Below are 26,905 nucleotides of genomic sequence, written 5' to 3' on the forward strand. Positions count from 1 at the left end.
TTCGACCCTGAGCGCCGCGCCGCTGCGTTAGGGGCACGCGCTCAGCTCTCGATCCCCAACCGTTTCAGGCGTGATGCCAGGGTCGTGGGCTTGAGTCCGAGCAATTGCGCAGCGCCATCCTTGCCGAATAAACGGCCTTGGCAGGCGTGCAGCGCCGCGAGGGTGTTGTTGCGCTCCAACAGACGAATCTGCTCATCGGTCAGGATCGTCGGCGTCACGTCTGGACGGGCGGGTAGCGCCTGGGCGCTGTCGTCCGGCAGGTCGAGGTTCAGGTGCGGCTCGGGGGACGTGATGAGGGCGCGCTCGATCACGTTCTGCAGCTCGCGGATGTTGCCTGGCCACGAATAGCGTTGCAGCCGCTCCATGTCCGATGCCCGCAGGCGCTTGCCCGGCAGGTTCAGGCGTTTGCCGATTTCCTTGATGAAGTGCATCGCCAGCGGCGCAATGTCCATCGGCCGCTCGCGCAACGCCGGCGACTGCAGCGGGAATACGTTGAGGCGAAAGTAGAGATCTTCACGAAAGCGCTTGGCCTGCACTTCTTCACGCAGGTTGCGATTGGTCGCGGCGACGATGCGCACATCCACTTTGCGCGTACGCTCCTCCCCGACCCGTTCGAACTGCCCTTCCTGCAGCACCCGCAACAGCTTGCTTTGCAGGTCGAGGGGGATCTCGCCAATCTCGTCGAGAAACAGCGTGCCGCCATCGGCCAGTTCAAAACGCCCGACCCGGTCGCGAATGGCGCCGGTGAACGCACCGCGCATGTGCCCGAAAAACTCACTCTCGAACAGCTCGGCGGGAATCGCCGCGCAGTTCACCCGAATCAACGGGTGCGCAGCCCGTTTGCTGGCTTGGTGGATGGCCCGGGCGATCAGTTCTTTGCCGGTGCCCGATTCGCCGTGAATCAACACGCTGGCATCGGTCGGCGCGACCACGTCGATCTGCTTGATGATCTTGAGGATGGGCTCGCTCTGGCCGACGATTTCCCGGTAGTTGTGCTCGATCTGAATCTCTTCCTGCAGGTAAGCGTTCTGCTCTTCAAGCCGCACCTTCAGGAGTTGCAACTCTTCCAGGGCGTTGTGCAGTTGCAGTTCGGTGGTTCGCCGCTCGGTGATATCGCGAAACACCACCACGGCACCGACCAGACGGCCGTCGGAAATCACCGGCGTACTGGTGAATTCCACCGGGAACGAGCTGCCGTCACGGCGCCAGAACACCTCCTGGCGCCCCTCATGCACGATGCCGTCGTGTACGGCGCGATAGATCGGACAGTCTTCCACCGGGTAATGGCTGCCGTCGGCGTGGCTGTGGTGATGGATGCGGTGGATATTCTTGCCGATCATTTCCTTGGGTTCCCAGCCGAGCATGCGCGCACCGGCCGGGTTGACGAAGGTGGCCAGGCCTTGATCATCGATGCTGTAGATGCCATCGCCGACAGCGCTGAGCAACAGTTGGTTATCGCGCTCGGTTTCCTGGAACAGGTTGAGGATAGTGCGCCACTCGATCAAACCAGCGCGCATGGTGCGTTCGGTCTGCGACTGGTCGCGCTGATAGCGCTGCTGACGCTGCTCGCGCAGCACCAGAATGATCTGCAATTGGCCTCTGACGCTGAGCGTGGTGGCGCTGATCTCCAAGGCCATGCGTTCGCCGCTTTTGCAATTGCAGCTCAATTCGTCGGTCCAGCCCTTGCCCTTTTCCAGCACGCCCTGGGTAAACACGATCAGGTCAGCCAATTGATGGCCGAACAGTTTGCTCACCGGCACTTCCAGCAACTCCTGACGCCTGTAGCCCAACAACCGGCATGTGGCGATGTTCAGGTCGCCGATGTGATCGGCATAGGGATCGAGCAGCGCGATGGCTTCGGCGCAGTGTTCAAACACCATGTGCCGCGAGGAGTAGGCCAGATCCGCCCAACCGCTGAGGTAATCGTCATCGCTCATGCTACGAAATCTCGTTGTGAACCCTACGAACGTTCGTACTTATACGGCGTTTCGTAGTTTCAAAACAGGATCAGAAAGGTCGATTAAAACCGTATCAGAATTCACTGCCCTTCTATTTCAATGACTTAGCCAGCCTTTCAAACAATGGGCATTTTCTGGCACGCCGTTCGCTCTAGTCCCCTGGCAACCGAGAAGCCGCACCGGCCATCGATGACCCTACGATCACTGGAGAAGACGACATGCCTAACGTGGATATAGCCCAATACAAAGACGGCGACTTTCTGGTCAATTACGAAGAAAAAGTCTTTGAAGACGTCAAGGCCGAACCTGGCGAAAAAGTCCTGATCACCTTCCACACGATCGCGTTCGAAGGCTCCATCGGCCTGGTCAACATGCTGCAAGCCAAGCGCCTGCTGCGCAAAGGCTTTGAAACCAAAATCCTGCTCTACGGCCCAGGCGTGCAACTGGGTGTGCAACGGGGCTTTCCAACGCTGGGCGCCGAAGCCTTCCCCGGCCATCTGGCCGTGAACAATCAACTCAAGGCGTTCATGTCGGAAGGTGGCGAAGTCTATGCCTGCCGGTTTGCCCTGCAGGCCCTGTATGGCCAGACCGAAAAAGCCCTGATCGAAGGCATCCGCCCGATCAATCCGCTGGACGTGATGGACCTGCGCCTGCTGATGCGCCGTGAAGGCGCGATGATCATCGACACCTGGACAGCTTGATGCGACGGCCCCATCCCTGGTGATGGGGCTCACTTCCACACTCTCTGTTCAAGGACCTCGCCATGCCTGTTATCCGCGCCGCTGCCGTGCAGTTCAGCCCTGTGCTTTATTCACGCCAGGCCACCGTCGACAAACTCTGCCAGCAGATTCTGGCGTTGGGCCGCGAAGGCGTGCAGTTCGCGGTTTTCCCGGAAACCGTGGTGCCTTACTACCCCTATTTCTCTTTTGTGCAGCCGCCGTTCGCCATGGGCAAACAGCACCTGCTCCTGCTCGAAGAGTCGGTCGTCGTGCCCAGTGACGTGACCCGCCAGATCGGTGAAGCCTGTCGCGAAGCCCAACTGGTGGCCTGCGTCGGTGTGAACGAGCGCGACGGTGGCACCCTCTATAACGCGCAATTGCTCTTCGACGCCGATGGCAGCCTGATCCAGCACCGTCGCAAAATCACCCCGACCTACCACGAGCGCATGGTCTGGGGTCAGGGTGACGGCTCGGGCTTGCGCGCCACCGACAGCGCCGTCGGCCGCATCGGCGCCCTGGCCTGCTGGGAACATTACAACCCCCTGGCCCGGTATGCCCTGATGGCGGACGGTGAACAAATCCACGCGGCGATGTTTCCCGGCTCGCTGGTCGGGCCGATTTTCGCCGAGCAGATGGAAGCGACCATTCGCCACCATGCCCTGGAGAGTGGCTGTTTCGTGGTCAACGCCACTGCCTGGCTGAACCCCGAGCAACAGGCGCAGATCATGGCCGACACCGGTTGCAGCGTCGAACCGATTTCCGGCGGTTGCTTCAGCGCCATCGTCTCGCCTGAAGGCAAAGTCCTGGCGCAGTTGACCGAAGGTGAAGGCGTGATTATCGCCGACCTCGATTTCGCCCTGATCGACAAGCGCAAACGCATGATGGATTCGGTCGGCCACTACAGCCGTCCGGAGTTACTCAGCCTGCTGGTGGACCGTCGCCCTGCCCTCCACGTGCACGAACGCAGTGAGGTCGCCCCCCATGAATAGCCCGTTAATCAGCACCCACCTGCTGGCCGAACTGCAATGCCATGGCGTGCGCTGGCAAGGTGCCGATGGTTTGAGTCGCAAAGGCGGCGCCGGCCCCTCGGACCATAAAGCCCTGAGCCTGGGCAGCCACACGGCCATGGTGCCGATGCTCAACCGCGCCTCACAGGATTCGCCGTACAGCGCCGTGCCGGATGCCATCGGCGCGCAGGCCTTGATCTTTCGTGAAGGCCTGCAAGTGGGTCAGGTTCAACTGCCCGGCGTGCCGAACTTCTATGCCTTGACCACGGAGGACGGCATTCCCTATTGGAAAATTGCCACCCTGCACAGCAAGGACGTGCTGGCGACCACCGTGCTTCAACACTGCATTCGGATGAACGAAGCCGCCACCTCCTGCCAGTTCTGCGCGATCACCCAATCGCTCACAGCAGGCCAGACCATCGCCCGCAAGCGCCCGGCCCAATTGGCCGCCGTGGCCAAGGCAGCGGTTGCGCTCGACGGCGTCAAACACATGGTGATGACCACCGGCACCCCGCAATCACCCGACCGCGGCGCGGCGATTTTGTGTGAATCGGCAGCCGCCGTCACCGCCGCAGTCGACCTGCCGATCCAGGCTCAATGCGAGCCGCCGGATGACGACATCTGGTTCGAGCGCCTGAAAGACAGCGGCGTGGTTTCGCTGGGGATGCACCTGGAAGCCGTCACCGACGAGGTGCGCCAACGCATCATGCCGGGCAAGGCCGATGTGCCGCTGCACCGCTACTTCAGCGCGTTCGAGGCGGCGGTCAAGGTGTTCGGTCACGGCCAGGTCAGCACCTACATCCTCGCCGGCCTGGGCGACAGCGAAGACGCCATTGCACAGATGAGCGAACGCCTGGCCGGCCTCGGTGTGTACCCGTTTGTCGTGCCGTTTGTGCCGATCGACGGCACCCCGCTGGCCAACCACCCCAAGCCGGACAGTGCCTTCATGCAGCGCCTCTACCCCCGTATCGGCGCCAGCCTGCGCCGTCACGGCCTGCATTCGGACACCATCAACGCCGGCTGCGCCAAATGTGGTGCGTGCTCGGCCCTCAAACATCACGAGTGACAGGAGCCTGACCATGGCCCTCCATGCCTTCGCCCTCACCCACGACACTTTCGTCGACTTCCTCGCCGGCGACATGCTGGTCAAGTCCGCCGTCGAAGCCTGGGAACGCGCCGGTTATTACGCCTTGCGCCACGCGGTGTTCTCGACTGAACAAGGTCTACTGGAACAGGACAAGGACAGCCACGATTTCCAGGCGATCCCAATCGTGGCCGTGGCCCGGCATTGCGGCATGCCGGATCAGGTGATCGGCGCGGTGCGCATCTACAGCACCGAGCCGGGCATCTGGTACGGCGGCCGCTTGTGTGTGGACCAGGACTATCGTCGCCACGGCATGATCGGTAAAGCCCTGGTCAATGAAGCGGTCTCACGCGCCATCGACCTAGGCTGCACGACCTTTCTGGCGACCGTGCAACAGGCCAACGAAGAGTACTTCCACAGCCTGCATTGGCAGAGCCTGCATGGCCTTGAACTGCTGGGCCAGCCCCATGTGCTGATGCAGGCGCAGTTGGATCAGTACCCGTTCATTCCCCGGCAGGCGGCGTTGCCAGCGCGTCGGAGTAGCGGCCATGCACGTTGATCTGCACGGCTTGCTGGCGGCGCTGAAGGCTTCGCCGGCCATGCGCTCCAAACAGGCGATCCAACATCCGGCGCAAGCCCTGGCAGGCTCTGCGCCTTGCCGGGAGCGCGAGGCATTGTATGCGTTGCCGGGGGATGACACGGCGGCGATTCGATGCGGCGACCATTATCAGTTGCTGGCCATCGAAGGCATGCTCCCAGGCTTCGTCGCCCAGGCGCCGTGGTTCGCGGGATGGTCGTCAGTAATGGCCAATGTCAGCGACATCACCGCCATGGGCGGACGCGCAACGGCGGTGGTCAACGCCTATTGGCACCACGACCTGCAGGCAGCCGACAGCCTACTGGCAGGCATTCGCGATGCCTGCCAGGCCTACGGTGTGCGCCTGGTCGGCGGGCACACCAGCCAGGCGCCCGGCAACCCGACAGCCCTGGCGGTCGCGATTACCGGGTGGGCACGCAGCCTGTTGTCGACGCTGCATGTCGAACCGGGCCAGTGCCTGGCCATGGTGGTCGACCTGGACGGTCAATGGCACGGCGACGCCCCTTACTGGAAGGCCTTTGAAGGCGTGCCGGGCGAACGCCTGCGCGCCAAGCTCGAAGTGATTCCACGTCTGGCGGAAGCCGGGCTGCTGCTGGCCGCCAAGGACATCAGCAATGCCGGCGTGCTGGGCACATTGCTGATGCTGCTCGAGCCCACCGGTTGCGGCGCCCAGGTGGACCTGGCGCGCCTGCCCCGCCCCGCCGACGCCCCACTCGAGCGCTGGCTGCAAGCCTTCCCCAGCTATGGCTTTTTGCTGACCCTGCGCCATGAAGACCTGGCCACGGTGCAAGCCGCCTTCAGCGTTGAAGGCCTGCACTGCGCCGCCATTGGCCAGGTCGATGCCAGTGCACGCCTGCACGTCAGCCTTGAGCAGCAACACCTGCAATTCTGGGACCTGCACCACCATCCCTTCACCGGCTTCAGCTACCCCAAGGAGCATTGACATGCCCGCTGTGACGATCCGTTTACGCTGGCCCGACGGCCAGGAAACCAACACCTATTCGCCCTCCACCCGCATCTATGAGTATTTCGACGCCGGAAAGAGCTACCCCTTGAGCGAGTTTCTGCAGCGCGCCGAAACCGGCTTCAACGCCGCCTCGGAGCGCGTCAAACAGATCAAGGGGTTCTATTGCAGCTCCGCCATGGACAGCCTTGAAAGCCTGCGCCTGCGGGCCGCGGCCTTCACCGATGGCGACCCTGTGGTGGACGTGTTGAGCATCAAGCATCAAACGGCAGGCCACGTCAGCTATGCCGCGTTCGGCGACCTGTGAACCGCACATCCAACGAGGAATCAGCATGACCCATTACAGCGCAATCATCGTCGGCGGCGGCCAGGCCGGACTCTCGGCCAGTTATCACTTGCAACAGCACGATATTGATCACCTGGTGCTGGAAAAACACAGCGTGACCCACACCTGGCGCACCCAACGCTGGGATGCGTTCTGCCTGGTCACGCCCAACTGGCAATGCGCGTTGCCCGGCTATCCGTATGTCGGGGACGATCCCCACGGGTTCATGAAGAAAGATGAAATCATTCGCTACCTCGACGGTTTTATCGCCTCGGTGAACGCACCGGTGCGCGAAGGGGTCGCCGTACAACGGCTCAGCCCCCGTGCCGAAGGCGGCTACTGCCTCGAAACCAGCGCCGGGACGTTCAGTGCCGATCAAGTGATTGTCGCGAGCGGCGGCTACCACACCCCGATCATCCCGCGCCTCGCCGAGCGGCTGCCGGTGCAGATCACCCAGCTACACTCCGAACAGTACCGCAACCCGCAGGCACTGCCCGAAGGTGCGGTGCTGGTGGTGGGGTCCGGTCAGTCGGGCGCGCAGATCGCGGAAGACCTGCACCTGGCCGGGCGCAAGGTGTTTCTCGCCGTGGGCGATGCGCCGCGGTGCGCGCGTTTTTACCGCGGCAAAGATGTCGTCGACTGGCTGGCCGAGATGGGCTACTACGACATCGGCGTGGATATTCATCCATTACGCGAAGGGGTGCGCGACAACACCAACCACTACGTCACCGGTCGCGACGGTGGCCGCGATATCGACCTGCGCCGCTTTGCCCTCGATGGCATGCAACTGTTCGGCCGGCTGGAAAGCCTGCACGGCACACAGCTCAATTTCGCCGGGGACTTGAGTGCGAAACTCGATGCCGCCGATGCGGTGTACAACCGGATCAATGCCAGCATCGACAAGCACATCGCCGAGAACCACCTGCAAGCACCGCCGGGGAGTGTCTACGAACCCTTGTGGACACCTGGGGAAGCCATCACCCAACTGGAGCTGCAAGATTCGGGGATCACCAGCGTCATCTGGTGCATCGGTTTCCAGCCGGATTTCTCCTGGGTCGATGTGCCGGTGTTCAACGGCCGCCACTACCCCGGCCACAGCCGCGGCGTCACCGCTCACGCCGGCCTGTACTTCCTCGGTTTGCCGTGGCTGCACACCTGGGGATCGGGCCGCTTCAGCGGCGTCGCCCGCGATGCCGAGTACATCGTCGATCAGGTGCAACAGGCCCGGCAGGCGGGCCGCTGATCAGACAATATCGTCGACGCCCCCACCATCGACCCTGAGCGCCGCGCCGGTGATGGCGAGATCAGCCGGCGAGGCAAATCAGAACGTCACACTCGCCGTCAATCGCGCGGTGCGCGGTTCGCCCTCGTTGACCTGCAGTTGACCGCTGGCGGTATTGGACGGGTAGTAGTGCTTGTCGAACAGGTTGTCCACGTTGAGCTGCAGCCGGGTCTTGTAGTCCGACACCGGCAAGTCCCAACGCAGAAACGCATCGGCCACAGTGTAGCTGTCCATCCAGAAACTGTTTTCATTGTCGCCAGCGCGCTTGCCGACATAGCGCCCGCCGCCACCGACATGCCATTGCCCGGTCGCTTCGGGGAATACCGTAAGGTGGTGGCTCACATACAGGCTGGCGGTGTGCATCGGCGCGTTGTTGAGGCGGTTGCCCTCGTTCTTGGGGTCGTCGAGGATTTCGGTGTGGGTGTAGGCGTACGTGCCGATCATGTCCCAATTCGGCGCCAGACGCCCGGTGACATCCAGCTCGATACCGCGCGAGCCGACCTTGCCCGCGGCTTCGGACGAGGTGTCGCCGTTGGCCAGGGTGGTGGTGGTCACCACGTTCTTTTTGACGATATCGAACACGGCCAGGTTGACGTTGAGCGCGTCCGATGGCGTGAACTTGGCGCCGATTTCACGGCTGACGCCCTCTTCCGGATCGAAGGTATTGCCTTGGTCATCGGTGTCGGTGTTCGGCACGAAGGAGCGACTGTAGTTGGCGTACAGCGACCAGGCCTCGGTGGGTTGATACACCACGCCAGCGAAGGGAATGAACTGATCGCCATTGCTGTCGCGCAATAACTTATAGTCGCTGCCAAGGCCCTGAGTGGCGTACTGGTCGTAATGCTGCTGGCGCCCGCCGAACACCAGAATCCACTGGTCGTTGAGGTGCCAGTTGTCCTTGAGGTACAGCGAGGTCGAGGTCAGTTGGTTTTTAGCATTGCTTTGCGTGGTGCTGACGGTGCTGGGTTCGGCCAGGTTGCCGTAGACCGGGTTGTTGATGTTGATATTGCCTGCAGCCGTACTGGTATTGCGGTAAGTCTTGCCGCGATAGCGATCCTGCGCTTCGTTATCGACGCCGATCAGCAGTTCGTGACGCTGGCCGAAAAGCATCTGGTCACCGATGAAATCCAGGGCGGTATAGCGGGTTTCATAGTCGTAATGGCCGCCATTGGCCTGGCGCCGCAATGTGCCGGCGGCAAGGTTGCTGCCTGCGGCGACCGGCTGGGCAATCGCCAGGCTGTAGCGATCGTTGTTCCAGCCATAGACCAGGCGTGTCTTCCAGCTATCGCTCAACTGGTACTCGAATTTCGCGGTGGCGGTTTCGCTGATGCCAACGGTTTTGGCCCAGCGTTCGTCGAGTCGGTCCTTGTAGCTGATGTTCGCGGGTTTACCGTTCACGAACACCGTGCCGCGGTCGAACGGGCTCGAGTAGTCGTTGTTCACATACGCCAGGCTCACGCTCGCGCGCTCGCCGGTCCAGCTCAGCGATGGAGCGACCAGGGTGTGTTCATTGGTGCCGTAGTTGCGCCAGTAGTCTTCGTGGCTGCGCTCGGCGATCAGCCGGTAGGCAAACCCGGTGTCACCCACGCCACCGGTGGTGTCCACGCCAGTGGTACCGCCGCCTTCACTGAAGGCCGAACCGGTAATCGTGGTCTGGCGGGTAAATTGCGGCTGCTTGCTGATGACATTGATGATGCCGCCCGGGTCCATCGCCCCGTAAAGCAGTGACGCCGGCCCTTTGAGGACTTCCACATGATCGGTGGTGGCGTTGAGGTTGTGGCCGACCACCGAGCGAATCCCGTCGCGCAGGATCGAACCATCGTCATTGGCCCCAAAGCCGCGTTTGACCAAGGCATCCTTGGTGTTGCCCAAGGTGTTGGTTTGCGAGACGCCACTGACGAACTTCATCGCATCGTCCAGTGACTTCACCTGGAAATCGTCCAGGGTTTGCTGGGTGACCACGTTGACGCTCTGGGCTTCGTCCTTGATGAGTGTCTCGGTCTTGCTGGCAGTGCTGGCCTTGGCCTGGGTGTAGCTGCCCGCCTCCTGCGTCTGCTCCTGACCTTGAATAACGCTGGCAGGAAGCTCCAACGACGCTGAATCGGCGAATGCCAGACACGGAAAAGTGGTGCACAGCGCAACGGCGATGCGCGCACGGGATTTGGAAGGTTTCAAGTGGAGGCCCCAGAACACATATTTGGTAATGCTAATTATTATCAATCATGTGCCTGGGACGCCAGCTTTAAATGCGCCGGCCCCATGGGAGGCCGGCAGAAATACGACCTTGCAGAGCCGGTCCGGCGTTAAAGCAAGTCCGCAGGTTGCAGCGTCAGGATGATTTTCCCCACGTTTTCGGACGACTCCATCCGGCGATGGGCATCGGCCGCCCGTGACAGCGGCGTACCAGCAAGTCGGCGGGACGCACTTCAGGATCGACAACCTCTGCCAGCTCAAGTACGTCTGGCGCGCCGAATGCGCTGAATTTGATGGTTTTGTTAAAAACCCGGATCGGTTCTCAGTTGATGATGACAGCTCAGGAACTGATTGCCTGAAGCAAGCAGATTAAATTCGGCGGGGGAACTAACGCGGCAGGCTCAGCGAGCCTTGAATGATGCCAGGCCTAAAGCACTTGGCAGAAGCGAATAGCAACTTTAAACGTGTTCGATCTCTCTTCGCGCCTCAGTGTAACTACCCTGAGGCGCAAGTATTTTAGCGGTTGATCAATCAACCGTTACTGCAACCGTTGCCCATTGCTTCGTATGCCAGGATATGACGTTTGCCCTGGGAGTCTTCATAGGTCATGCGCATCGGTACTACAGCGCACTCATCGGAGGCTTGGGTTTGAGAGATCACTTTGGCAACGTCAAGATGTGTGGCGTAAGTGTATTGCTCAACCTGCACTTGTTGATCGTCAACCGGAGCTGCGCCTTCTTGCGCCATAACCAAACTGCTGAAACCAAACAGGGCGAACATAGCGACTGAAACTTTCATGGGGCTTTCCTTTAATTAAGTTTCGATGATTCAAATCGGAAACTTTATCGATGAAATGCACAGAACGATCAGTCGCTGTAAACCAAACAAGTTGTCTGCCGACGATTACAAGTGACTGCGGGCTGTAAGCCTTTTGCTGTGCTGGCAGGAAGAACTTTATGCCTGCGCGCCCCCGAGAAACAGCCTCGAATCTGATAAAGACTGTTATGCATTCGGACAACAATCGCGGTGTCCCTCTCGCGTTAAAGCGGCTTGCAAACGCTCTTTTTCATCTTGCCGGTGACCGCTACCGACAAGTCGCTGCCGGGTAAAACCCGGCAGGCGAGCACGATTCCATCGGCCAGGTCGGCCGCACTGACATGGGCGCGGCTCATCACCTTGGCGACATACTCGCCGCTGAGAATGCGAAGGTAATAGTGTGAGGAACCAACAGCATTGGCAGCCGCCCAAGCGGCTGCCAATGGTCAATCAATGACTCAAATCAATCACCATGCGGCCTTTGATTTTGCCCTGCTGCATTTCGTCGAAGATGTCATTGATATCTTCGATCGGGCGCAGCGTGACCTTCGGCACGACCTTGCCTTGTGCGGCAAACTCGAAGGCTTCGACGAGGTCTTGGCGGGTGCCGACCAGTGAGCCCACCACCTCGATCCCATCAAGCACCAAACGCGGAATATCGAGGCTCATGGCTTCCGGCGGCAGTCCGACGGCGACCAGGCGTCCGCCGGCACGCAGGGCGCCGACTGCGGAGTTGAAGGCGACCTTGGCGACGGCCGTCACGACCGCCGCGTGAGCGCCGCCGACCTTCTCCTGAATGACTTTTGCGGCGTCTTCACTGCGCGAGTTGATGACCAGATCGGCGCCCATTTCCTTGGCGAATTGCAGTTGATCGTCGTTGATGTCCACGGCAATCACTCGGGCATTGAACACGTTTTTTGCGTACTGCAACGCCAGGTTGCCCAGGCCGCCCAACCCGTAGATCGCGATCCATTGCCCAGGGCGGATATTGGAGACCTTCACGGCTTTGTAAGTCGTCACGCCGGCGCAGGTCACACTGCTTGCGGCAGCAGAATCGAGACCGTCAGGCACTTTCACCGAGTAATCGGCGACGACAATGCACTCTTCGGCCATGGCACCATCCACGGTATACCCGGAGTTCTTGACGTCGCGGCAGAGGGTCTCGTTGCCGCTGTTGCAGTATTCGCAATGCCCGCAGCCCTGGAAGAACCACGCGACGCTGGCCCGATCGCCGGGTTTCAGCGAGGTGACGCCTGGCCCTACCGCCTGCACGACACCGATGCCTTCATGACCCAGGATCACCCCGGTTTTATCACCGAAATCACCGTTCTTGACGTGCAGGTCCGTGTGGCAAACGCCGCAGCACTGCATTTTGAGGAGCGCCTCACCGTGCTTCAGAGGCCGTAAGGTTTTTTCGATCACATTCACGCGTTGCCCTTGGGCAACAACTGCAGCTTTCATGCTTATCTCCTTGTATCCGTGAGTGAGCTTGGGTTACAGCAGGTCCGACAAGTGCCAAAACAGGAGCGCACAACCTTTCAAGCGGTCCGAGGCCCGGTGCAATGCTGCGCCATCGGGTCGCCGACGCTATCGCTCTTATGGCACAAGTCGCTGCAAAGAGGCATGCCTACTCATCAGGTAAGCCGCGCCAGGACGCCCCTTCTTTGCCTTTCTATGACGAAGATCAATTGGCGACGCTGATCGACAGAGCATCGTGACCTCTTTGAGTGACTATCGCCACGGTCCTTTAGACCAAGTGATGTACCCGGCATGCCGCGCGCGCGCGGACGTGCGACCTTTCGCTTCACGTGTGAAACCTGTCACTGCTGTACCTTCGTCAACCCCGGCGCCTGCACTCGGCGGCGGGTTGGCCCATTAGTCGAAACGGTTCTGGAGTAGCGTTTACATGGCGTACGCAACGATCAATCCCTATACGGGCGAGACACTGCAAACCTTCCCCGATGCCACCGATGCCGAGGTCACTGCGGCCATCGGCAAGGCCCATGAGGCGTTTCTGGCCTGGAAGGACACGCCGTTCGCCGAGCGTGCACGCATCCTGCAAAATGCGGCCGATCTGCTGCGCAAAGACAGCGATGCCTTTGCCAAGCTGCTGACGCTGGAGATGGGCAAGCTGTTTGCCGAGGCGAAAGCCGAGGTCGAGTTGTCGGCAAAAATCTTTGAATACTACGTGCGCAACGCCGAAACCTTGCTCAAGCCGGAGAAACTCCCGGTGCTCGATCCGGCCGAGGGCGAGGCGATGCTCGTGTGCGAGCCGCTCGGCGTGCTGCTGGCCATCGAGCCGTGGAATTTCCCCTATTACCAGATCGCCCGCATTCTGGCGCCGCAGCTTTCGGCCGGTAATACGGTGCTGCTCAAACACGCAGCGAATGTGCCGCAGAGCGCGGCGCGCTTTCAACAGTTGATGAAGGATGCCGGTCTGCCGGACGGTGCCTTCCGTAACCTGTACGCCACGCGCTCGCAGATCGAACTGATCATCAACGATGCACGGGTGCAGGGCGTGGCCTTGACCGGCTCCGAAGGCGCCGGTGCGGTGGTGGCGTCGCAAGCGGGCAAAGCCCTGAAAAAGTCCACCCTGGAACTCGGCGGCGCCGACGCCTTCGTCGTGCTGGCTGACGCCGACCTGGCGAAAACCAGCCAATGGGCGGTGTTCGGCCGGCATTGGAATGCCGGGCAGGTCTGCGTGTCCTCCAAGCGCATGATCGTGGTCGATGCAGTCTATGACGACTTCCTCGCGCGCTATCGCAAGGGCGTCGCGGAGCTGGTGGCCGGCGATCCCTTCGATGCGAAGACCACCCTGGCGCCGCTGTCCTCGCAAAGCGCCGCCAATGAGGTCAAGCAAAAGATCCTCGACGCCGTGAAGCTCGGCGCCAAGGCCGAAGAGGTCGGGCCGCCCGTGCCGGTCGAAGGGGCATTCGTGCAGCCGACGATCCTGACCGATGTCGCCGAGGACAACCCTGCTCGCTACTGGGAGTTCTTTGGCCCGGTGTCCCTGGTGTTCCGCGCCAAGGATGAAGACGATGCAGTGCGCATCGCCAACGACTCGCCGTTCGGCCTCGGCGGTTCGGTGTTCACCTCGGATACGGTCCATGGCGCAGAAGTCGCGAAGAAAATCTCCACGGGCATGGTGTTCGTCAACCATCCCACCAAGGTCGAAGCCGACCTGCCTTTCGGTGGCGTACGCCGCTCGGGGTATGGCCGCGAGCTGATAGGGCTGGGGCTCAAGGAGTTCGTCAACCACAAGCTGATTGTCGTGGTCGATATCGACGCCCCCTTCTGAGTTCAAACGCAGCCCTTTGTCCCTGGAAACCGCAACCGAAATCGAGGAGACCTGGCATGGTGAACGTCATCGGCATCGATCACTTGGCCATTCGTGTCAGTGATCTGGAACGCTCCAAGGCGTTCTACGATCAGGTTCTCGGTTTCCTGGGATTCACCCTTGAGTGGGCGTTCGACCGGGTGATTGGCTGGACCAACGGCGAAACCATGTTCTGGATCACCGAAGCCGATGCCCAGGGGCGCAAACACAAGCACCGGACCGGCGATGTCGGCTTTCACCACTATGCGTTCGAGCTGGGCGCGCGTGAGGACGTCGACGCGCTCTACGCGTTCCTGCTGGATCAGGGGGTTACGATTGTCGACGCCCCCGCCGATTATCCGGACTACGGCGAGGGCTACTACGCGGTCTATTTCCTCGATCCCGATGGTTTGAAGCTTGAGGTGATGTTTTTCCTGGAAAAACACAAGCGGCGCCTGCTCGGAAAGTCGCAGAGCTGACCCAGTGACTCCCCGGGCTCCACGTCCGAAACTGCGACAGCGTGTCACACCCGCCCCCCCTCCTTTCAGAGAAATGCCCCACGCCTCGACAAACTGCGTCAACCTGTCCCATGCCTGGCCTGTGGACGGCTGCAATTTACGGTCCCGATGCGCGAAAAAATCAGGCAAGATAGCGCCCCATCGAACACTGCCCGCCGGACTCGCCGATGCTCACATTCAAGCGCCTGAGCCCCTGGATCGCCTGCCTGGCCCTGCTCCTGAACATGCTGGCCATGCCCTTGAGCCGCGCGATGCAAACGCCAGACATGCAATTGATGCTCTGGGGTGGTTTTTGCTCGGGCGGCAGTTCCCGGATCCTGCCGGCGTCGCTCAGCCAACGCCTGGACACACTGCCGACGACCCCGGAAAAAAGCGCCATGCAACATGGCGATTGCTGCTGTGGGCATGCCGGTCTTGCGGCCCTGCCAGGCGATTACTACCGCCATCATTTACCGCGCTACACCGCCGATATCGCCTTCGATAACCCGCGACTGCCCGCCCTGCATCCCAGGGTACGCTGGCCAAGCCTGACCCCCCGCGCCTCACCCACCGCCTGATGCCCCACCCGTGGCCCGCCGGCCTCTGCTCGGCGTGGTTTCTATTGCCTGGGGGTTGTGCGCACCGATGTGCGCCCCCCGGAAAGCTATTGGTCATCAGGAAGCCTGTGTTATGCCTGCTTTTACGACTTTGCCTCGCGCAAAGGCTCTGCCCGTGTCCCCGTCCAAATGGTCGCTGTTGACGTGCGGTCTGTTCGCCTTGACGCCATTGCCTTGCGCCCTCGCGGAAACCGCCAAGGTCGAAGACTCGACCCTGACCCTGGGCACCGTCACGGTCCAGGGCGCCAGCGCCAGCAGCGGCCCACTGAGCACCAGCAGCGTGCTCAGTTCGGTGGACATCCTCGGCGCCGACATCCTGGAAAAAATGCCGGTCAACTACAGTTGGGAACTGTTCAGCCGTGCGCCGGGGGTGATACTCACCGAATTCAACCAGGGCACCACGTCCGGCAAGATCTCCTTTCGCGGCTTCAACGGCGAAGGTGAAGTCAACGCGGTGAAGTTGCTGATCGACGGCATCCCGAGCAACAGCAACGACGGCAACATGCCGTTCATGGACATGATTTTCCCCATGGAGCTGGACAGCATCGAAGTGGTGCGCGGCACCAGCGATGCGCGCTACGGCCTGAACAACATCGCCGGCAACGTCAATATGCTGACCCGCACCGGCGGCGACTACACCAAGGCGCGGATTCGCTACGGCAGCTACAACACCCAGGAAACCCAACTGGCCAAGGGCATCGAAGGCAGCAACTGGACGCAGAACTACTTCTTCGCGTACCAGAAGTCCGACGGTTACCGCAATCACGCCGAGGCGGACAAGTTTTCCCTGTCCGGCAAATGGTTCTACACCCCGGACGACAACAGCTACCGCATCGGCCTGATCGCCCGTCACTACGAAACCGAGGCACAGGAACCCGGTTACTTGAGTGAAGAGGATGCCCACCGGCACCCGAGCATGACCAACAGCTACAACGCCACCGACAAGGGCACGCGGCGGATGAACCAGGTCAGCGTGCACTTCGACACCGACCTGGCCGACACCCTGGCCTGGTCAGCGAAAACCTACGTCAACACCTTCGACGACCGACGCTGGACGCAATACTGGCGCACCAGTTCCCAGCAGGAGCGCGACGCCTACGAAACCCAGTACGGCGCCCTCACCTCCCTGACCTGGCGCCCGGAAGTCAGCTGGCTGTATGACTTTGCCCTGGAAGGCGGCGCGGACATGCAGCAACAACAGAACAAGAGCGAGCGCTACCGCACCCAGGACCGCGTGCGCCTGGCCCAGACCCGCGACCAGCAATTCGACTTCGATACCTACGGCGCCTATGTGCAGGCCGAGATCAAACCGTTCGAATCGCTGAAGATCGTTCCGGCCTATCGCGTCGACAAGATCCAGGGCGACTTCACCAACGAAATGACCGGCATGGACTACGACATCAACGACTATGGGCTGATCAAACAACCCAAGCTCAGCGTGGTGTATTCACCCTGGAAGGTCGCCAGCATCTACGCCAACTGGGGGCGCACCTTCCAGGTCGGCACCGGCGCGGCGGCCTACAAGATTCCGCCACGGGACACGGACCTGGCGCCGTCGATCAACGAAGGCTGGGAAACCGGGGTCAAGTTCACCCCGGCAGACTGGATCGACGGGCGCGTGGCCTATTGGCAACAGGAGGCCAGCGGCGAAGTCAGCCGCCGGCTCAACGACCCGAGCGGCGAGTCGGATAACGTCGGCGAAACCCGACGCTGGGGTTACGATGCGCAGGTCAACCTGCACCCGAACGAACGCACCGACATCTGGATGGCCTACTCCTGGCAGTATTCGAAAATCCTCCAGCCGAGCGCGACCCTGCCCAACAGTAAAGGCCAGGAAATCGACCACATCCCCCATCACCTGTACAACGCCGGCGTCAGCTACAAGGCCACCCGCGACCTGCAATTGACGGCCTGGATGAACGGCCAGACCAACTACTACCTGGAGCGCGAAAACACCAAGGGCACCTACGGCGGCTACGTCCTGATGAACCTCGGTGCCACCTACCAGGTGACTGAATCGGTGAGTGTCGACGTGCAATTGAAAAACCTCACCAACCGCTACTATGAATACGTCTGGTACGACCCGGACGGCGCCCAGGCCTCGCTGCACTCACCCGGCGACGGGCGTGCCTTGTATACCGGCGTCACCCTGGATTTCTGATTGAAAACACCGCTGGGGCTCAAAGAGCCCCGGCGATCAGGCTCATACCGCAACACCATCACCCACTCGAGGTACTACCGATGTCTGCTCATTTTGCGAAGAAAGTCCTGACGACCGTGGCGTTGCTTGCATCCTTCGCCACCGCCAGCTCGGCGTTCGCCCACGCCCATTTGAAAAGCGAACTGCCGGCGGCAGACGCCACCGTCAGCGCCCCCAAGGAACTGCGCCTGGTATTCTCCGAAGGCGTCGAAGCCCAGTTCACCCAGGTCAAGGTCAGCAACGGCACGGCAGCCGTGGCGATCAAAAGCATCGTGACAGCACCGGGCGACAAGAAAACCCTGATCGTCACACCTGAAAAACCGTTGACCGCCGGCACGTACAAAGTTGAATGGCATGCGGTCTCGGTCGATACCCATAAAAGCGACGGTGCCTACGGTTTCACGGTCGGCAACTGATCGCGCCTCGCGGTTGGGCCCTGAGCCCAATCACTCAGACCGGCGAAGCGCGCCCCTCTTCAACGAGGCACATCGGTCCAGCCGGGAAATCCCTCTTCCAGGTTCCGACTGGCCACCGTGAAAAACCCGAAAGCCGCCGCCGGCGTCGGCAGCGGTTCGGACAATTCAATCTGCTCGACCTCCCGGGCACCTTCCAGGGACTGGGTTTTCCAGGCGCAGACCAGGTCGGGCAGATCCGCAGCAGACACAATGATGCCGTTCGACTCGGAGCGATCACCGGTGGCCCAACGCGCGGCCGAGGCGCCCATCAGGCTGTAGCGCAATGCCGGGGTCAATTGCTGCCGGAACTGCGACTGTTGCAGCCAGACATCGACCCACAGGTAATACGTCCAGTTGAGCGACAAGCGATGCTCGGCGGCCCAGCCCATGAACGGCCGGAATATCGCCAGCCCATCCGGCCCCGACAGCGTCAATAGCCCCGGACAAATGTCGAACAACGTGTGCCAATAGACCCGCAGGCTGCTGTCGATACGCACGAACGCCCGCGAGTCGCGAGGGTAGTCGCCCTGGCGCTCGGGCACGCTCAACGCATCCAGCAGGTCAGCGTCGGTTCGAGGGGATAACCCCCGTACGCTCATGACTGAAGCGCCTGTGACGGCGGCATAAAGACGCCGCGCAAGCGTTGCAGATCGGCGACGATCTCGTGCTCGTCGAAGCGGTCGTCCCGCTCGTAGGTCATGGTCGCGTGCGGCGTGTCGAACTGCGTGCGGTAACGCTGGAGAAAGTCCAGGGTGGCATCGGACAGGGCCTGATCGTGGGTGTCGAGGATCAGATGGGGTTGCAGAATCGACAGGTTGTAGCCTGCCGTATGGAAATGCGATGACGATTCGATGATGCCCTCCCAGGCCTCCAGCGGTACCCCGCAGTTGAGGTGTGCGCAGACCGCGTTGGACGCATCGAACAGCACCCCGGCACCGGTATCGCGGTAAAGCCGTTCATGAAAGGCCGGCGCATCGTGGCCACCGTCCATGATCGAGGGGTAGTTCTCCAACAACAGCTGGCACCCCAGTGCCTGTTGCCACCAGTCGACCCGTTCGCGCACCCGCGCGTAATCGTTGAGGTAGTCGATCTCTGCCAGGTGGTAGAGCTGGCGCCCCTCGTGGCTGAAGCGCGCCACATGGTCGGAGACGTACAACGGCCGTAGTCGGTCGATCAGTTCACGCAAGCGATAGGCCAGGCGCTCAAGCGCGGGCGTGTCGTTTTCGATGAACTTGGAAAACATGATGTGAAAGCCCACGGGGGCGGCAAAACCGTCCATGAGTTCTTCGAGGGGGACGGCCAGAAAATTGTCGATCAGCAGCTCGACATAGTCGATGTGCCGGCCGGCCAAGAGTTTGCGCACCAACGGTGCGGTGTCGCCCAGGGTGTAGTTGAAGCCGATCAGCATGGTCCTGCACCTCCTTGGTCTAGACCCTCCACGGGCGCGTTAGCCGCCGTGGAGGGTATGCTTCAGTTCACGCCCAGCGGGGCGCAGCACGACGCGCAACAGGCACCGGCACGACCGGCGATTTGCAGGGTGTATTTCTTCGCGATTTTGATGCTCATCGGGTGTCACTCCTTTTTCAGTGAGCGGCATCGGTGCCAGGCACGGATGTCCGCGGTTTGGCGAATTCGCCGTGTAGGTGCAGCAGACAACGACGGTTTGACGGCTGGCAGCCTCCTTGCTCCCGACGGGAACGGTCATGGTTGGGGTCAGGTCAGTGTTTGTGCTTCCAGGGATCGCTGAAACGCGGGTCGTTGAGCAGCGATTCATCGGTCAAGGATTTGAGGAAAGCCAGCAAGTCCTGCTTTTCCTGCGGGCTGAGCTCGATCCGGGCAATCAGCCCGCTCTTGTACGGGTTCAGTCGCCCATCCCCCCGGTTCGGGCCGTTCTCAATGACGCGACCACCGTCGGCGTACACGTCGATCACCTGTTCCAGGGTGGCGATGCTGCCGTCGTGCATATAAGGCCCGGTGACCGCCACATTGCGCAGGCTGGGCGCGCGAAACGCGCCCATGTCCTCGGGCGTGCCGGTGCTCTCGTAGAGCCCGCGATTGGGGAAGGGAAAACCGCCGGCCCCGTCGATGTTGTAGAGCCCGGTGTTGTGAAACGGGGTTTGCACCACCCGGCTCCTGGCATGCACCACCTGGTCGTTGAAGTTGAAACTGCCGTGACAGTGATGACACTCGGCCCGCTCGCCAAAGAACAGGCTCATGCCGCGTTGCTCGGCGGCATTCAACGCGACCTTGCCCTGCAAGTAGCGGTCATAACGACTGTCCACCGACACGATGGAACGCTGGAAGGCCGCGATGGCCTTGATCACCGAGGCCATGTTCAGCGGCTGCGCCTGATCCGCGAAAGCTTCCTGGAACAGCGGCGGGTACAACGGCTCGGCCCGCAAGCGTTCGAGGATCTGTTGGCGATTGCCATCGTTAACACCCATTTCGATCGGGTCATCACCGAACAGCGGGATCTCCATCTGGCGCTCCAGCGTCACGACTGCCGGCGCTGCCCAGTTGTAGGTCGCATTCCAGGCGCTGTTGGCCAGACCGGGCGCATTGCGGTGGGTCAACTGCCCGGTACCGCCCTCGGACAGCGCTTTGGCGTCGGTGAAGGCCCGCGCCTGCTGGTGACAGGAGGCGCAGGAACGGTTGCCGCCGGCGGACAAGCGCGGGTCATAAAACAAGCGCCGGCCCAGTTCGACTTTAACGGCCGACATGGGGTTATCCGCAGGCACCCGGGGCGCCGGTACATGGGACGGCAGTTCCCATGTCCAGTCCTGGGCCGACACGGGCCAGGCCAGCGCCAGGCCCAAAAGCAGCCCGCCGGCCAACCGCAAGCAGTCTCGATTCATGGCTTTTGACGCGCCGAAAACGCCGGGGAATAGCCGGGTTCAAGGGGTAAGCCGCTGTTCAACGACACACCCAGGCGCTTGAACACCGCGACGCACTCAGGGTCGGTCGGCCCGCTCATGCAACCCACTGCGGCGCCCTCGTCCACCGCCAGGCGGCTGTCGCGCAACAATGCGGCCACATTCAGCACCACCGCTTGCGTCGCCGGGTCAAACCCGTCGAAGCGCAAAGGGATACGGTTGGCCCGCTGACACGCCACCGTCTCGCCGGTCACCGGGTTGCCGCTACAGCCGGTCGAGCCCAGGTGCAGGTACCAGGTGTTGGCCCTTGAGCCATCGGCTTTGCTGACGCCGCCTTCGGGGTCGACTTCAAGCTTGATGAACTTGCGCCCGGCCTGCCAGCTCCAGCCCATGGCCGCCAGGTCCAGCGGCGCTGCTTGCAGTTCGGGGCTGGTGTGATTCAAGGACTCCGGTACGCCCAGGGTCAAGCTCACGCCGCGGTAGTGTCCGGCCGGTACGCTGCCGATGACCTGGGTGTTGGTCGCTGGCGTACCGCCGACGCAATGGCCGCTGCCGTCCTCGAAGTCGAGCAACGCGACCTTGGCGTCCTGCCAGTCGTTGACCTGCAAACGCACGGGCACGGGCTTGCCGCTGTCGTCGATCAAGGCGACGTCCTGCACATAGAACCGCGCATCGCGCAGCGACACGCGTTTAGGGTCGCGCCCCAAAGGCCCAAAGGCGCTGCCACAGCGCACCGGCTGCTCACCGGCCACCAGCGCAAAGCTCAGGCTCACCGGTTGTTCCGCGGGCGATTGAGTCACACAGCCCGCCAGGCACGCCACGGCGGTCAGGGTCAGGCTTACGGATAATGAACGCATGATGGGGCTCCAGGGGATCAGAAACGTGCACTCAAGGCGAGGTTCACGCTGCGGCCTTCTTCATAGGTGAAGGTCGTGGCCAGGGACTGCTGGTAGGTGCTGTAGACCTTGTCGAACAGGTTGCTCACCCCCAGATCGACGCGGTATTGCTTGTACTCATAGGCCGCGCCGATGTCGTGGATCACATAGCCCTGGCGCCGCCGCAGTTCGGTGGCGTCGTAGTCCTGGGCCCACACGTATTGCCCCTGGTAGCTCAGCGACCAGTTGTCATCCAACCGGTACTGGCTGCCCAACACGAACTTATCCGGCGGCGCATACAGCTGGGCACCGGTCTCGGCGTTCCGGGAGCGCAACCGCGAGTAGCCGGCGGCCAACGACAGGCGCTGCCAGCGATAGGTCAATTCGAGCTCACCGCCATGGCGCTCGGCCCGGGCCACGTTGACTCGCTGAAAGACCATGCCGGTTCCGGCGAACGGCGCCTGACGGCTGTAGACGCCCACCACTTGCTGGTCGATCAGGTCGTCGACGTCCTCGGTAAAGTAGGTGACCTTCGCCCGCAGGCTATCGCCACCGGCCACGAGGTCGTCGAAGGCCAACGTCGCGCCCACTTCCTTCGTCTTACTGGTTTCCGGCTTGAGCGCGGGGTTCGGGCGGAAGTTGAACAGCGCCCGGCGGGTGTTCAGGTTGCCGAACATCTCGGTCATGGTCGGCGCCCGGAAGGCCTCGCCATAACTGACAAATACCCCGAGGAACGCCCAGGGCTGGTACTTCAAGGCGACTTTGGGCGAGAGCCGGTTGTGGCTGGAGTCTTCCTGGCCGGGAGATGTCAGGCGGTAGTCGTCGTGGCGCAGCGCCGCGATCAGGGTCCAGTCGTCCAGAAACGCCATTTCGTCCTGCACAAAGCCGCCCAGGGCGCGCATCTGCCCATTGGGCAGGACACTGTTGGACTGACCGTCGGAGGCGTTCTCGTTGGTGTCGCGGTAGCCGTCCACCCCGTAGGTCAAACGATGGGACGACCAGGTCCCGGCGTCAAAACGGCTGCTGTTCTGCAGGCTCGCCCCCAGGGTCTTGGTCTGGGTCGAAGTGGTGGGTTGACGTGGCACCGAACGGCTGTCGCCATCGAGGGTGAAGCGGGTCTGGTAGAGCGCCAGTTTGCCGTCCAGCAGTTGCTGCTCGGCGTCCTGGAACGCCCAACTGGCGTTGTACTGCTCCTGCTCGCGCTGGAGCTTCTGCGAAAACGGAAACAGCAGGTTGCCACCTGGGTTGGTGGGGCCGACCATCTCGTCCGAAAAGCGCTGGTAGCCCAGTTCGAAACGGTTCAACTCATTCGGCGAAAAGCTGGTTTTGAACAGGCCGCTCTTGAGTTGCCCGTCGTTGGGATACTTCGCGTCATCGCCGCTCGCCCCGGTATGAATCGTCCCGTAGTCGCGGTACGTGACACTGGCGAGCACATCGGCGCGCTCGCCGCGGGCGGCCACGGTCAGGTTACTGGACAGTTCTTCGTTGGCACTGTGATAGCCAGCCTTGATCCGGCCGCCCAGGGTTTTGCCCGGGTCCAGAATGTCCTCGACGTCCAGCGTCTGGATTGCCATCACCCCGCCCAGCCCGCCACTGCCGTAGGCGGCAGACATCGGGCCGCGCACCACGTCGATCTGCTTGATCAAGTCCGGGTCGATCAGCAAGGGCGTATTCACGCCGCCATCATTGTTACGCCGTGCGCCATCGACCGTGAGGATGATCCTTGGCCCCTGCAGGCCACGGATCGCCGGGCTTTGCGACGCAGCCCGGGGACCACCGCCGTAATTCACGTTGGGCAGGGTTCGCAACACCGTGGACAGCGTATTGGCTTGGGCATCCTCCAGTTGCTGGCGATCGACGGTGGATACAGACGCCGGTAAAGCAAAGCGGTTGTTGGGGGTGCGGGTCGCGGTGATCGTCGTGCTTTCCAGCTCGTAGGACAACGGCGCGTCATCATCGGTGACGGGCTGCGCATAGGCCCCGGTGACAGACAACGCGCACGCAGCGGCCAATAGCGACAGGGTGAAGCGGTCGACGTCCGCCGTGCCCTTGAGGCCAGGCAGAGTCTGAGGAAAACGGCGCGCAGTATAAGGTTCGGCAACGCACAAGGCGGCCGCGACCTGGGTCATAGCAGGCATGACAGGACTTCCAAAGCTAATCAGGAAAAGCGCCGAGCCCCCGAACATTCAGAGTCGGCGTGGAGAATGCACATCACGCGATGCCGGGAGGGGCCCTGGCCTGCGAGATCTCGAAGGTGGGGACAACAACGGGGTTGGTGTTCGCGATCGCGGCATAAGGGTAATGCCCGAGAACGAGCGCCGGCAGAACGGGAACCGCAGGCGTCAGGGCCAGTGCGCCGACAAAGGGACACAGCGCGCAGCCGGGCGAGGCGTCCGGGGCGTCCTGGTCATCCTGACGCTGGCCGGCACGGGCCTTGAAGTCGGCAAGGGACAGGCTCTGCATGCCATTGGCCGTGCAAATGACCACCCGCTCGCCCGTTGAGGCGGGGATTGGCAGAGGCATGCTCGCCCAGGCCAGGGCTTGGAGCAGGCACGCAAACAGGCAGACCAGAAGGCCGAGGGGGAGCCGAGCGTGCCGCGGGTGCCTGTTGGAGAGCATGCAAGAATCCCTGCCATTGTGATGTCGTCAGCAATGTCCTGGACAGGACATGTTCCGTGCTTCAACCGTAAATCTGCAGCGCCCGCAACCGTCGGTTGAGGCTCGAACACACATCAAAGGAGCGCCAGGAACCTTGCGATTCCTGGCGCTCAGTAACGCGACCAAAACCCTGCCAAGGGAAAATGCCGTGTCGACGCAGAATCTAACATGCCCGTGCACACCACCTGACCTGCGACAAACCACCACAGGCGGAACCTCATTGCACCATCAAGATCCACACCTGAGCGCTCTCCCTGCCTGAGTGTGGCGGGCTGTCGCACGAGGGGCCTCCACGCCTCGTCGCACTCGGCCGCGAGCATTTATCCATGACGTCCCTTACGCGAAGTTTTTTCTTCCCTCGCAACACGGCGCGCTCAACGCCTCCCCTCCAGCTTAATGGCAATAAGCCGGTATTTTAGTGCTGCCTAACGCCGGTTACGCTTCGCCAGCCATCAATTGAGCTGCGCAGACTGCTGCCTGATCGGCTCTCTCAATTCAGGACACTACGTTATGCGCCTTATTCATTGGCAAGATCGTGAGCGTCGAGGTATCAGCATCAGCAAAATCGAGTCGCCTTTTTTTGCTAGATCCAAAGTTCAGGAAGCTTTTTATGGCGGTGCATTCTCACGGATCGAGGGGCTGGACGTCCGTTCGTATGGTCGTGCTTGGAGCCAGGAAGAAATTCTCGAAGCGGTTGAAAAGGGGGAGCTGTTGTTGGTGTCGAGCAACCCCTTCAGCCCGTTAAGCAATGACACGTTCGGCAAGTATTCGCACATCACCGGCAAGGGCTGGACAGCCGGTGGTTTTCGTAAACCTGCCGTTCAAGAGAAACCATCGCTGCCTGACGCTGAACCGGTAGTCAAACCGCAACCACAAGAGCCAGGCTTTTACGTCGTACCGAAAAGCACGACAGCCGAAAAACTGGAGTCGACGCTGTTCTCTTCGAAGAACCCCGCCGTGATCCAAAAATTCAAGTCGTTAAACCCCAATCTGAACGACGTTAAAGCGGGCACGATGATCGTGCTCGGCGATCCAGATAACCTGCAATGCACCCACGAAGAAGCGCTGTTGATGGAAGCAGCGGCCACGGCGAATGAGGCCCTCAAACCGCTCAGCCCGGAAGAGGCCGATTTCATGGTTCGGCACCGCGACGAAATTGAAACCTTTTTGTCTGCGGGCTCGGCGGGTATCGGCATCGGTGAAGCGATGTTTTCCAGGAATCTTGAGAGCGTGAAAACCGTGTTGACTGAAATCGAAGCACTGCACAAACGCACATTCCAAGCCGATGGACATCTACGCTCGCCAGCGTTTTTTGCTGAACGTAAGCGTCTGCTCGCGCAGCTCAATACGAACCTGACTGCAATGACCCGAAAAGGCATTGGCTTCCCTGATCATCCGAACTTGAAAAGTGCGCTGGGAATTTCCAGTCGCAGCGTGGTTCACCGTTGGACGAAGGCCGGTGCTGCGGGGCAAATCCCCGGATATGCCACGCACATCGAAGGTGTGTCCCAGGCTGCCAAAGCTGTTCGATACGGCGGCTGGATTGGAATCGCCCTTGGCGGTGGCGCTTCGTACTTAAAGGTCCAGGACGTTTGCACGGCGGGTAACGCCGAGGCTTGCAAGAAAGTCAAATTTACAGAAGTGGGTAGCTTTGCCGGGGGTGTCGCAGGGGGTGCAACGGCGGGCGCATTGTTGACCGGCTCTATGGTCACTGGGCTATGTATCGGGTTGGGGGTGCCGACAGGTGGTTTATTGACTTTGGCGTGTGGTGTTGTGGCCGTCGGGGCTGGATCTTTTGCAGGCGGTGCTGTCGGAGGATTGATCGGAGAAATGGCGGGTGATGTGATCTACGAGAATACGAAATGAACACCGCTGAGTTTGTCGTTGGCTATCTAAGCGCCCTGGTGATCGTCTGCATGTTTGTCTGGATTGGCATTGCACTGCATATGGCCTATACCAAGATGGACTTAATGCTGGAGCATTTTAAAAACTGCTCGGCCATCATGAATCGGGCTCCACTCAGGCATGGCGGCCCTTGGGGAAAACTCTTATTGATTGGTGGTATCTCCGGGATCGTGACATTTCCCGGTTTCTATCTCAAAAGAGGTGGGTTGAGTGCTGAGGACTTAAACAATTTTCCGGCGCCACTTAAGCGAAAGCTGGCATTAATACAATGGAGTGTAATCGGCTTGTTAAGCGCTATGACGTTGCTTGCCCTGATCGGAAAATCTGGTTTGCTTAAATAATGCCCGCTTACCTCGACTTGCCCGCAGGGCATTGTGTGCCGCGCTGGGTCTGAACGCCGTAAAACCAAAAAAAAGCCCTCTGGGAAGAGGGCCTGGCGCCCGCATGTGCACGGGTTCAAATGCCGCACCCCGAGCAACCGTGGAAGTGTCTGCCTCCGCTCGAAGCCTGCCCACTGTATGAGCGCCGTCCCAGGGTAACAACTGCGACAATCGGCCACAGCG

The 26,905-nt window shown here is 61.2% G+C and carries 26 protein-coding genes; 14 read left to right on the top strand and 12 right to left on the bottom strand.

Annotation, left to right across the window (positions count from 1 at the left end; genetic code table 11):
- Window positions 1-41: 41 nt before the first annotated feature.
- A complete protein-coding gene (locus ACLH0J_RS22975; protein WP_411389169.1) occupies window positions 42-1,937 on the bottom strand; it encodes a sigma 54-interacting transcriptional regulator in 1,896 nt (631 codons plus the stop codon).
- 239 nt (window positions 1,938-2,176) lie between these two features.
- On the opposite strand from ACLH0J_RS22975, the gene ACLH0J_RS22980 reads away from it, so the two are divergent.
- The 7 genes from ACLH0J_RS22980 (at window position 2,177) to ACLH0J_RS23010 (ending at window position 7,898) form a co-directional block, all read left to right on the top strand.
- On the top strand, window positions 2,177-2,659 hold the full coding sequence (locus tag ACLH0J_RS22980; RefSeq protein WP_411389170.1) for an MSMEG_0572/Sll0783 family nitrogen starvation response protein: 483 nt from the start codon (window positions 2,177-2,179) through the stop codon (window positions 2,657-2,659).
- Window positions 2,660-2,721: 62 nt separating this feature from the next.
- Entirely contained in the window at window positions 2,722-3,666 is a 945-nt protein-coding gene (locus ACLH0J_RS22985; protein ID WP_411389171.1) for a Nit6803 family nitrilase, read from the top strand.
- The gene (locus tag ACLH0J_RS22990; RefSeq protein ID WP_411389172.1) at window positions 3,659-4,750 is read left to right on the top strand and encodes an MSMEG_0568 family radical SAM protein; all 1,092 of its coding nucleotides are present in this window, start codon (window positions 3,659-3,661) and stop codon (window positions 4,748-4,750) included. Before ACLH0J_RS22985 ends, ACLH0J_RS22990 begins: the two co-directional genes overlap by 8 nt.
- A gap of 13 nt (window positions 4,751-4,763) precedes the next feature.
- A complete protein-coding gene (locus tag ACLH0J_RS22995; RefSeq protein ID WP_411389173.1) occupies window positions 4,764-5,327 on the top strand; it encodes an MSMEG_0567/Sll0786 family nitrogen starvation N-acetyltransferase in 564 nt (187 codons plus the stop codon).
- Complete coding sequence (locus ACLH0J_RS23000; RefSeq protein WP_411389174.1) at window positions 5,317-6,309, top strand: sll0787 family AIR synthase-like protein; 993 nt, start codon at window positions 5,317-5,319, stop codon at window positions 6,307-6,309. Before ACLH0J_RS22995 ends, ACLH0J_RS23000 begins: the two co-directional genes overlap by 11 nt.
- Window position 6,310: 1 nt before the next feature.
- On the top strand, window positions 6,311-6,637 hold the full coding sequence (locus ACLH0J_RS23005) for an MSMEG_0570 family nitrogen starvation response protein (protein ID WP_411389175.1): 327 nt from the start codon (window positions 6,311-6,313) through the stop codon (window positions 6,635-6,637).
- 25 nt (window positions 6,638-6,662) lie between these two features.
- Entirely contained in the window at window positions 6,663-7,898 is a 1,236-nt protein-coding gene (locus ACLH0J_RS23010) for an MSMEG_0569 family flavin-dependent oxidoreductase (RefSeq protein ID WP_411389176.1), read from the top strand.
- A 78-nt stretch (window positions 7,899-7,976) separates the two neighbouring features.
- Here the strand turns inward: ACLH0J_RS23010 and ACLH0J_RS23015 are convergent, their stop codons facing one another.
- From ACLH0J_RS23015 to adhP, 4 genes are all read right to left on the bottom strand, one after another.
- A complete protein-coding gene (locus tag ACLH0J_RS23015; protein WP_411392877.1) occupies window positions 7,977-10,085 on the bottom strand; it encodes a TonB-dependent siderophore receptor in 2,109 nt (702 codons plus the stop codon).
- A gap of 576 nt (window positions 10,086-10,661) precedes the next feature.
- Window positions 10,662-10,928 (bottom strand): DUF2790 domain-containing protein, encoded by a 267-nt coding sequence (locus tag ACLH0J_RS23020; RefSeq protein ID WP_411389177.1) that lies wholly within the window; start codon window positions 10,926-10,928, stop codon window positions 10,662-10,664.
- 242 nt (window positions 10,929-11,170) lie between these two features.
- Complete coding sequence (locus tag ACLH0J_RS23025) at window positions 11,171-11,389, bottom strand: hypothetical protein (RefSeq protein WP_411389178.1); 219 nt, start codon at window positions 11,387-11,389, stop codon at window positions 11,171-11,173.
- Window positions 11,390-11,396: 7 nt separating this feature from the next.
- Entirely contained in the window at window positions 11,397-12,407 is a 1,011-nt protein-coding gene (gene adhP, locus ACLH0J_RS23030; protein WP_411389179.1) for an alcohol dehydrogenase AdhP, read from the bottom strand.
- 445 nt (window positions 12,408-12,852) lie between these two features.
- On the opposite strand from adhP, the gene ACLH0J_RS23035 reads away from it, so the two are divergent.
- The 5 genes from ACLH0J_RS23035 to copC all read left to right on the top strand — a co-directional run bounded on the left by ACLH0J_RS23035 (window position 12,853) and on the right by copC (window position 17,992).
- Window positions 12,853-14,244, top strand: coding sequence for an NAD-dependent succinate-semialdehyde dehydrogenase (locus ACLH0J_RS23035; protein ID WP_411389180.1), 1,392 nt, complete (start codon window positions 12,853-12,855; stop codon window positions 14,242-14,244).
- A 56-nt stretch (window positions 14,245-14,300) separates the two neighbouring features.
- Window positions 14,301-14,741, top strand: coding sequence for a VOC family protein (locus ACLH0J_RS23040; protein WP_411389181.1), 441 nt, complete (start codon window positions 14,301-14,303; stop codon window positions 14,739-14,741).
- 206 nt (window positions 14,742-14,947) lie between these two features.
- Window positions 14,948-15,337: a DUF2946 family protein gene (locus tag ACLH0J_RS23045; RefSeq protein ID WP_411389182.1), complete on the top strand. Its 390-nt coding sequence runs from the start codon at window positions 14,948-14,950 to the stop codon at window positions 15,335-15,337.
- A gap of 112 nt (window positions 15,338-15,449) precedes the next feature.
- Window positions 15,450-17,537 carry a TonB-dependent receptor gene (locus tag ACLH0J_RS23050; protein WP_411389183.1) on the top strand — a complete coding sequence of 696 codons (2,088 nt, stop codon included), beginning with the start codon at window positions 15,450-15,452 and terminating at the stop codon, window positions 17,535-17,537.
- An 80-nt stretch (window positions 17,538-17,617) separates the two neighbouring features.
- Window positions 17,618-17,992, top strand: a complete 375-nt coding sequence (gene copC, locus ACLH0J_RS23055) for a copper homeostasis periplasmic binding protein CopC (protein ID WP_411389184.1) — start codon at window positions 17,618-17,620, stop codon at window positions 17,990-17,992.
- A gap of 59 nt (window positions 17,993-18,051) precedes the next feature.
- Here the strand turns inward: copC and mbnC are convergent, their stop codons facing one another.
- The 7 genes from mbnC to ACLH0J_RS23090 form a co-directional block, all read right to left on the bottom strand.
- Window positions 18,052-18,630 (bottom strand): methanobactin biosynthesis protein MbnC, encoded by a 579-nt coding sequence (gene mbnC, locus ACLH0J_RS23060; protein WP_411389185.1) that lies wholly within the window; start codon window positions 18,628-18,630, stop codon window positions 18,052-18,054.
- The gene (mbnB, locus tag ACLH0J_RS23065) at window positions 18,627-19,439 is read right to left on the bottom strand and encodes a methanobactin biosynthesis protein MbnB (RefSeq protein ID WP_411389186.1); all 813 of its coding nucleotides are present in this window, start codon (window positions 19,437-19,439) and stop codon (window positions 18,627-18,629) included. The genes mbnC and mbnB overlap by 4 nt, the downstream gene beginning before the upstream one ends.
- 62 nt (window positions 19,440-19,501) lie before the next feature.
- A complete protein-coding gene (mbnA, locus tag ACLH0J_RS23070) occupies window positions 19,502-19,597 on the bottom strand; it encodes a methanobactin (protein ID WP_411389187.1) in 96 nt (31 codons plus the stop codon).
- Between the two features lie 152 nt (window positions 19,598-19,749).
- Entirely contained in the window at window positions 19,750-20,886 is a 1,137-nt protein-coding gene (locus tag ACLH0J_RS23075; RefSeq protein WP_411389188.1) for an MbnH family di-heme enzyme, read from the bottom strand.
- The gene (locus ACLH0J_RS23080; RefSeq protein ID WP_411389189.1) at window positions 20,883-21,761 is read right to left on the bottom strand and encodes an MbnP family copper-binding protein; all 879 of its coding nucleotides are present in this window, start codon (window positions 21,759-21,761) and stop codon (window positions 20,883-20,885) included. The genes ACLH0J_RS23075 and ACLH0J_RS23080 overlap by 4 nt, the downstream gene beginning before the upstream one ends.
- A 17-nt stretch (window positions 21,762-21,778) precedes the next feature.
- On the bottom strand, window positions 21,779-23,917 hold the full coding sequence (locus tag ACLH0J_RS23085) for a TonB-dependent hemoglobin/transferrin/lactoferrin family receptor (RefSeq protein WP_411389190.1): 2,139 nt from the start codon (window positions 23,915-23,917) through the stop codon (window positions 21,779-21,781).
- Window positions 23,918-23,990: 73 nt separating this feature from the next.
- The gene (locus ACLH0J_RS23090; RefSeq protein WP_411389191.1) at window positions 23,991-24,398 is read right to left on the bottom strand and encodes a DUF2946 family protein; all 408 of its coding nucleotides are present in this window, start codon (window positions 24,396-24,398) and stop codon (window positions 23,991-23,993) included.
- Between the two features lie 549 nt (window positions 24,399-24,947).
- On the opposite strand from ACLH0J_RS23090, the gene ACLH0J_RS23095 reads away from it, so the two are divergent.
- Together ACLH0J_RS23095 and ACLH0J_RS23100 are read left to right on the top strand one after the other, a co-directional pair.
- Window positions 24,948-26,303, top strand: a complete 1,356-nt coding sequence (locus tag ACLH0J_RS23095) for a hypothetical protein (protein WP_411389192.1) — start codon at window positions 24,948-24,950, stop codon at window positions 26,301-26,303.
- Entirely contained in the window at window positions 26,300-26,683 is a 384-nt protein-coding gene (locus ACLH0J_RS23100; protein WP_411389193.1) for a hypothetical protein, read from the top strand. Before ACLH0J_RS23095 ends, ACLH0J_RS23100 begins: the two co-directional genes overlap by 4 nt.
- Window positions 26,684-26,905: the final 222 nt, after the last annotated feature.

The sequence above is a fragment of the Pseudomonas sp. MPB23 genome, assembly GCF_046605395.1.
In the GTDB taxonomy this organism is placed as follows: Bacteria; Pseudomonadota; Gammaproteobacteria; order Pseudomonadales; family Pseudomonadaceae; genus Aquipseudomonas.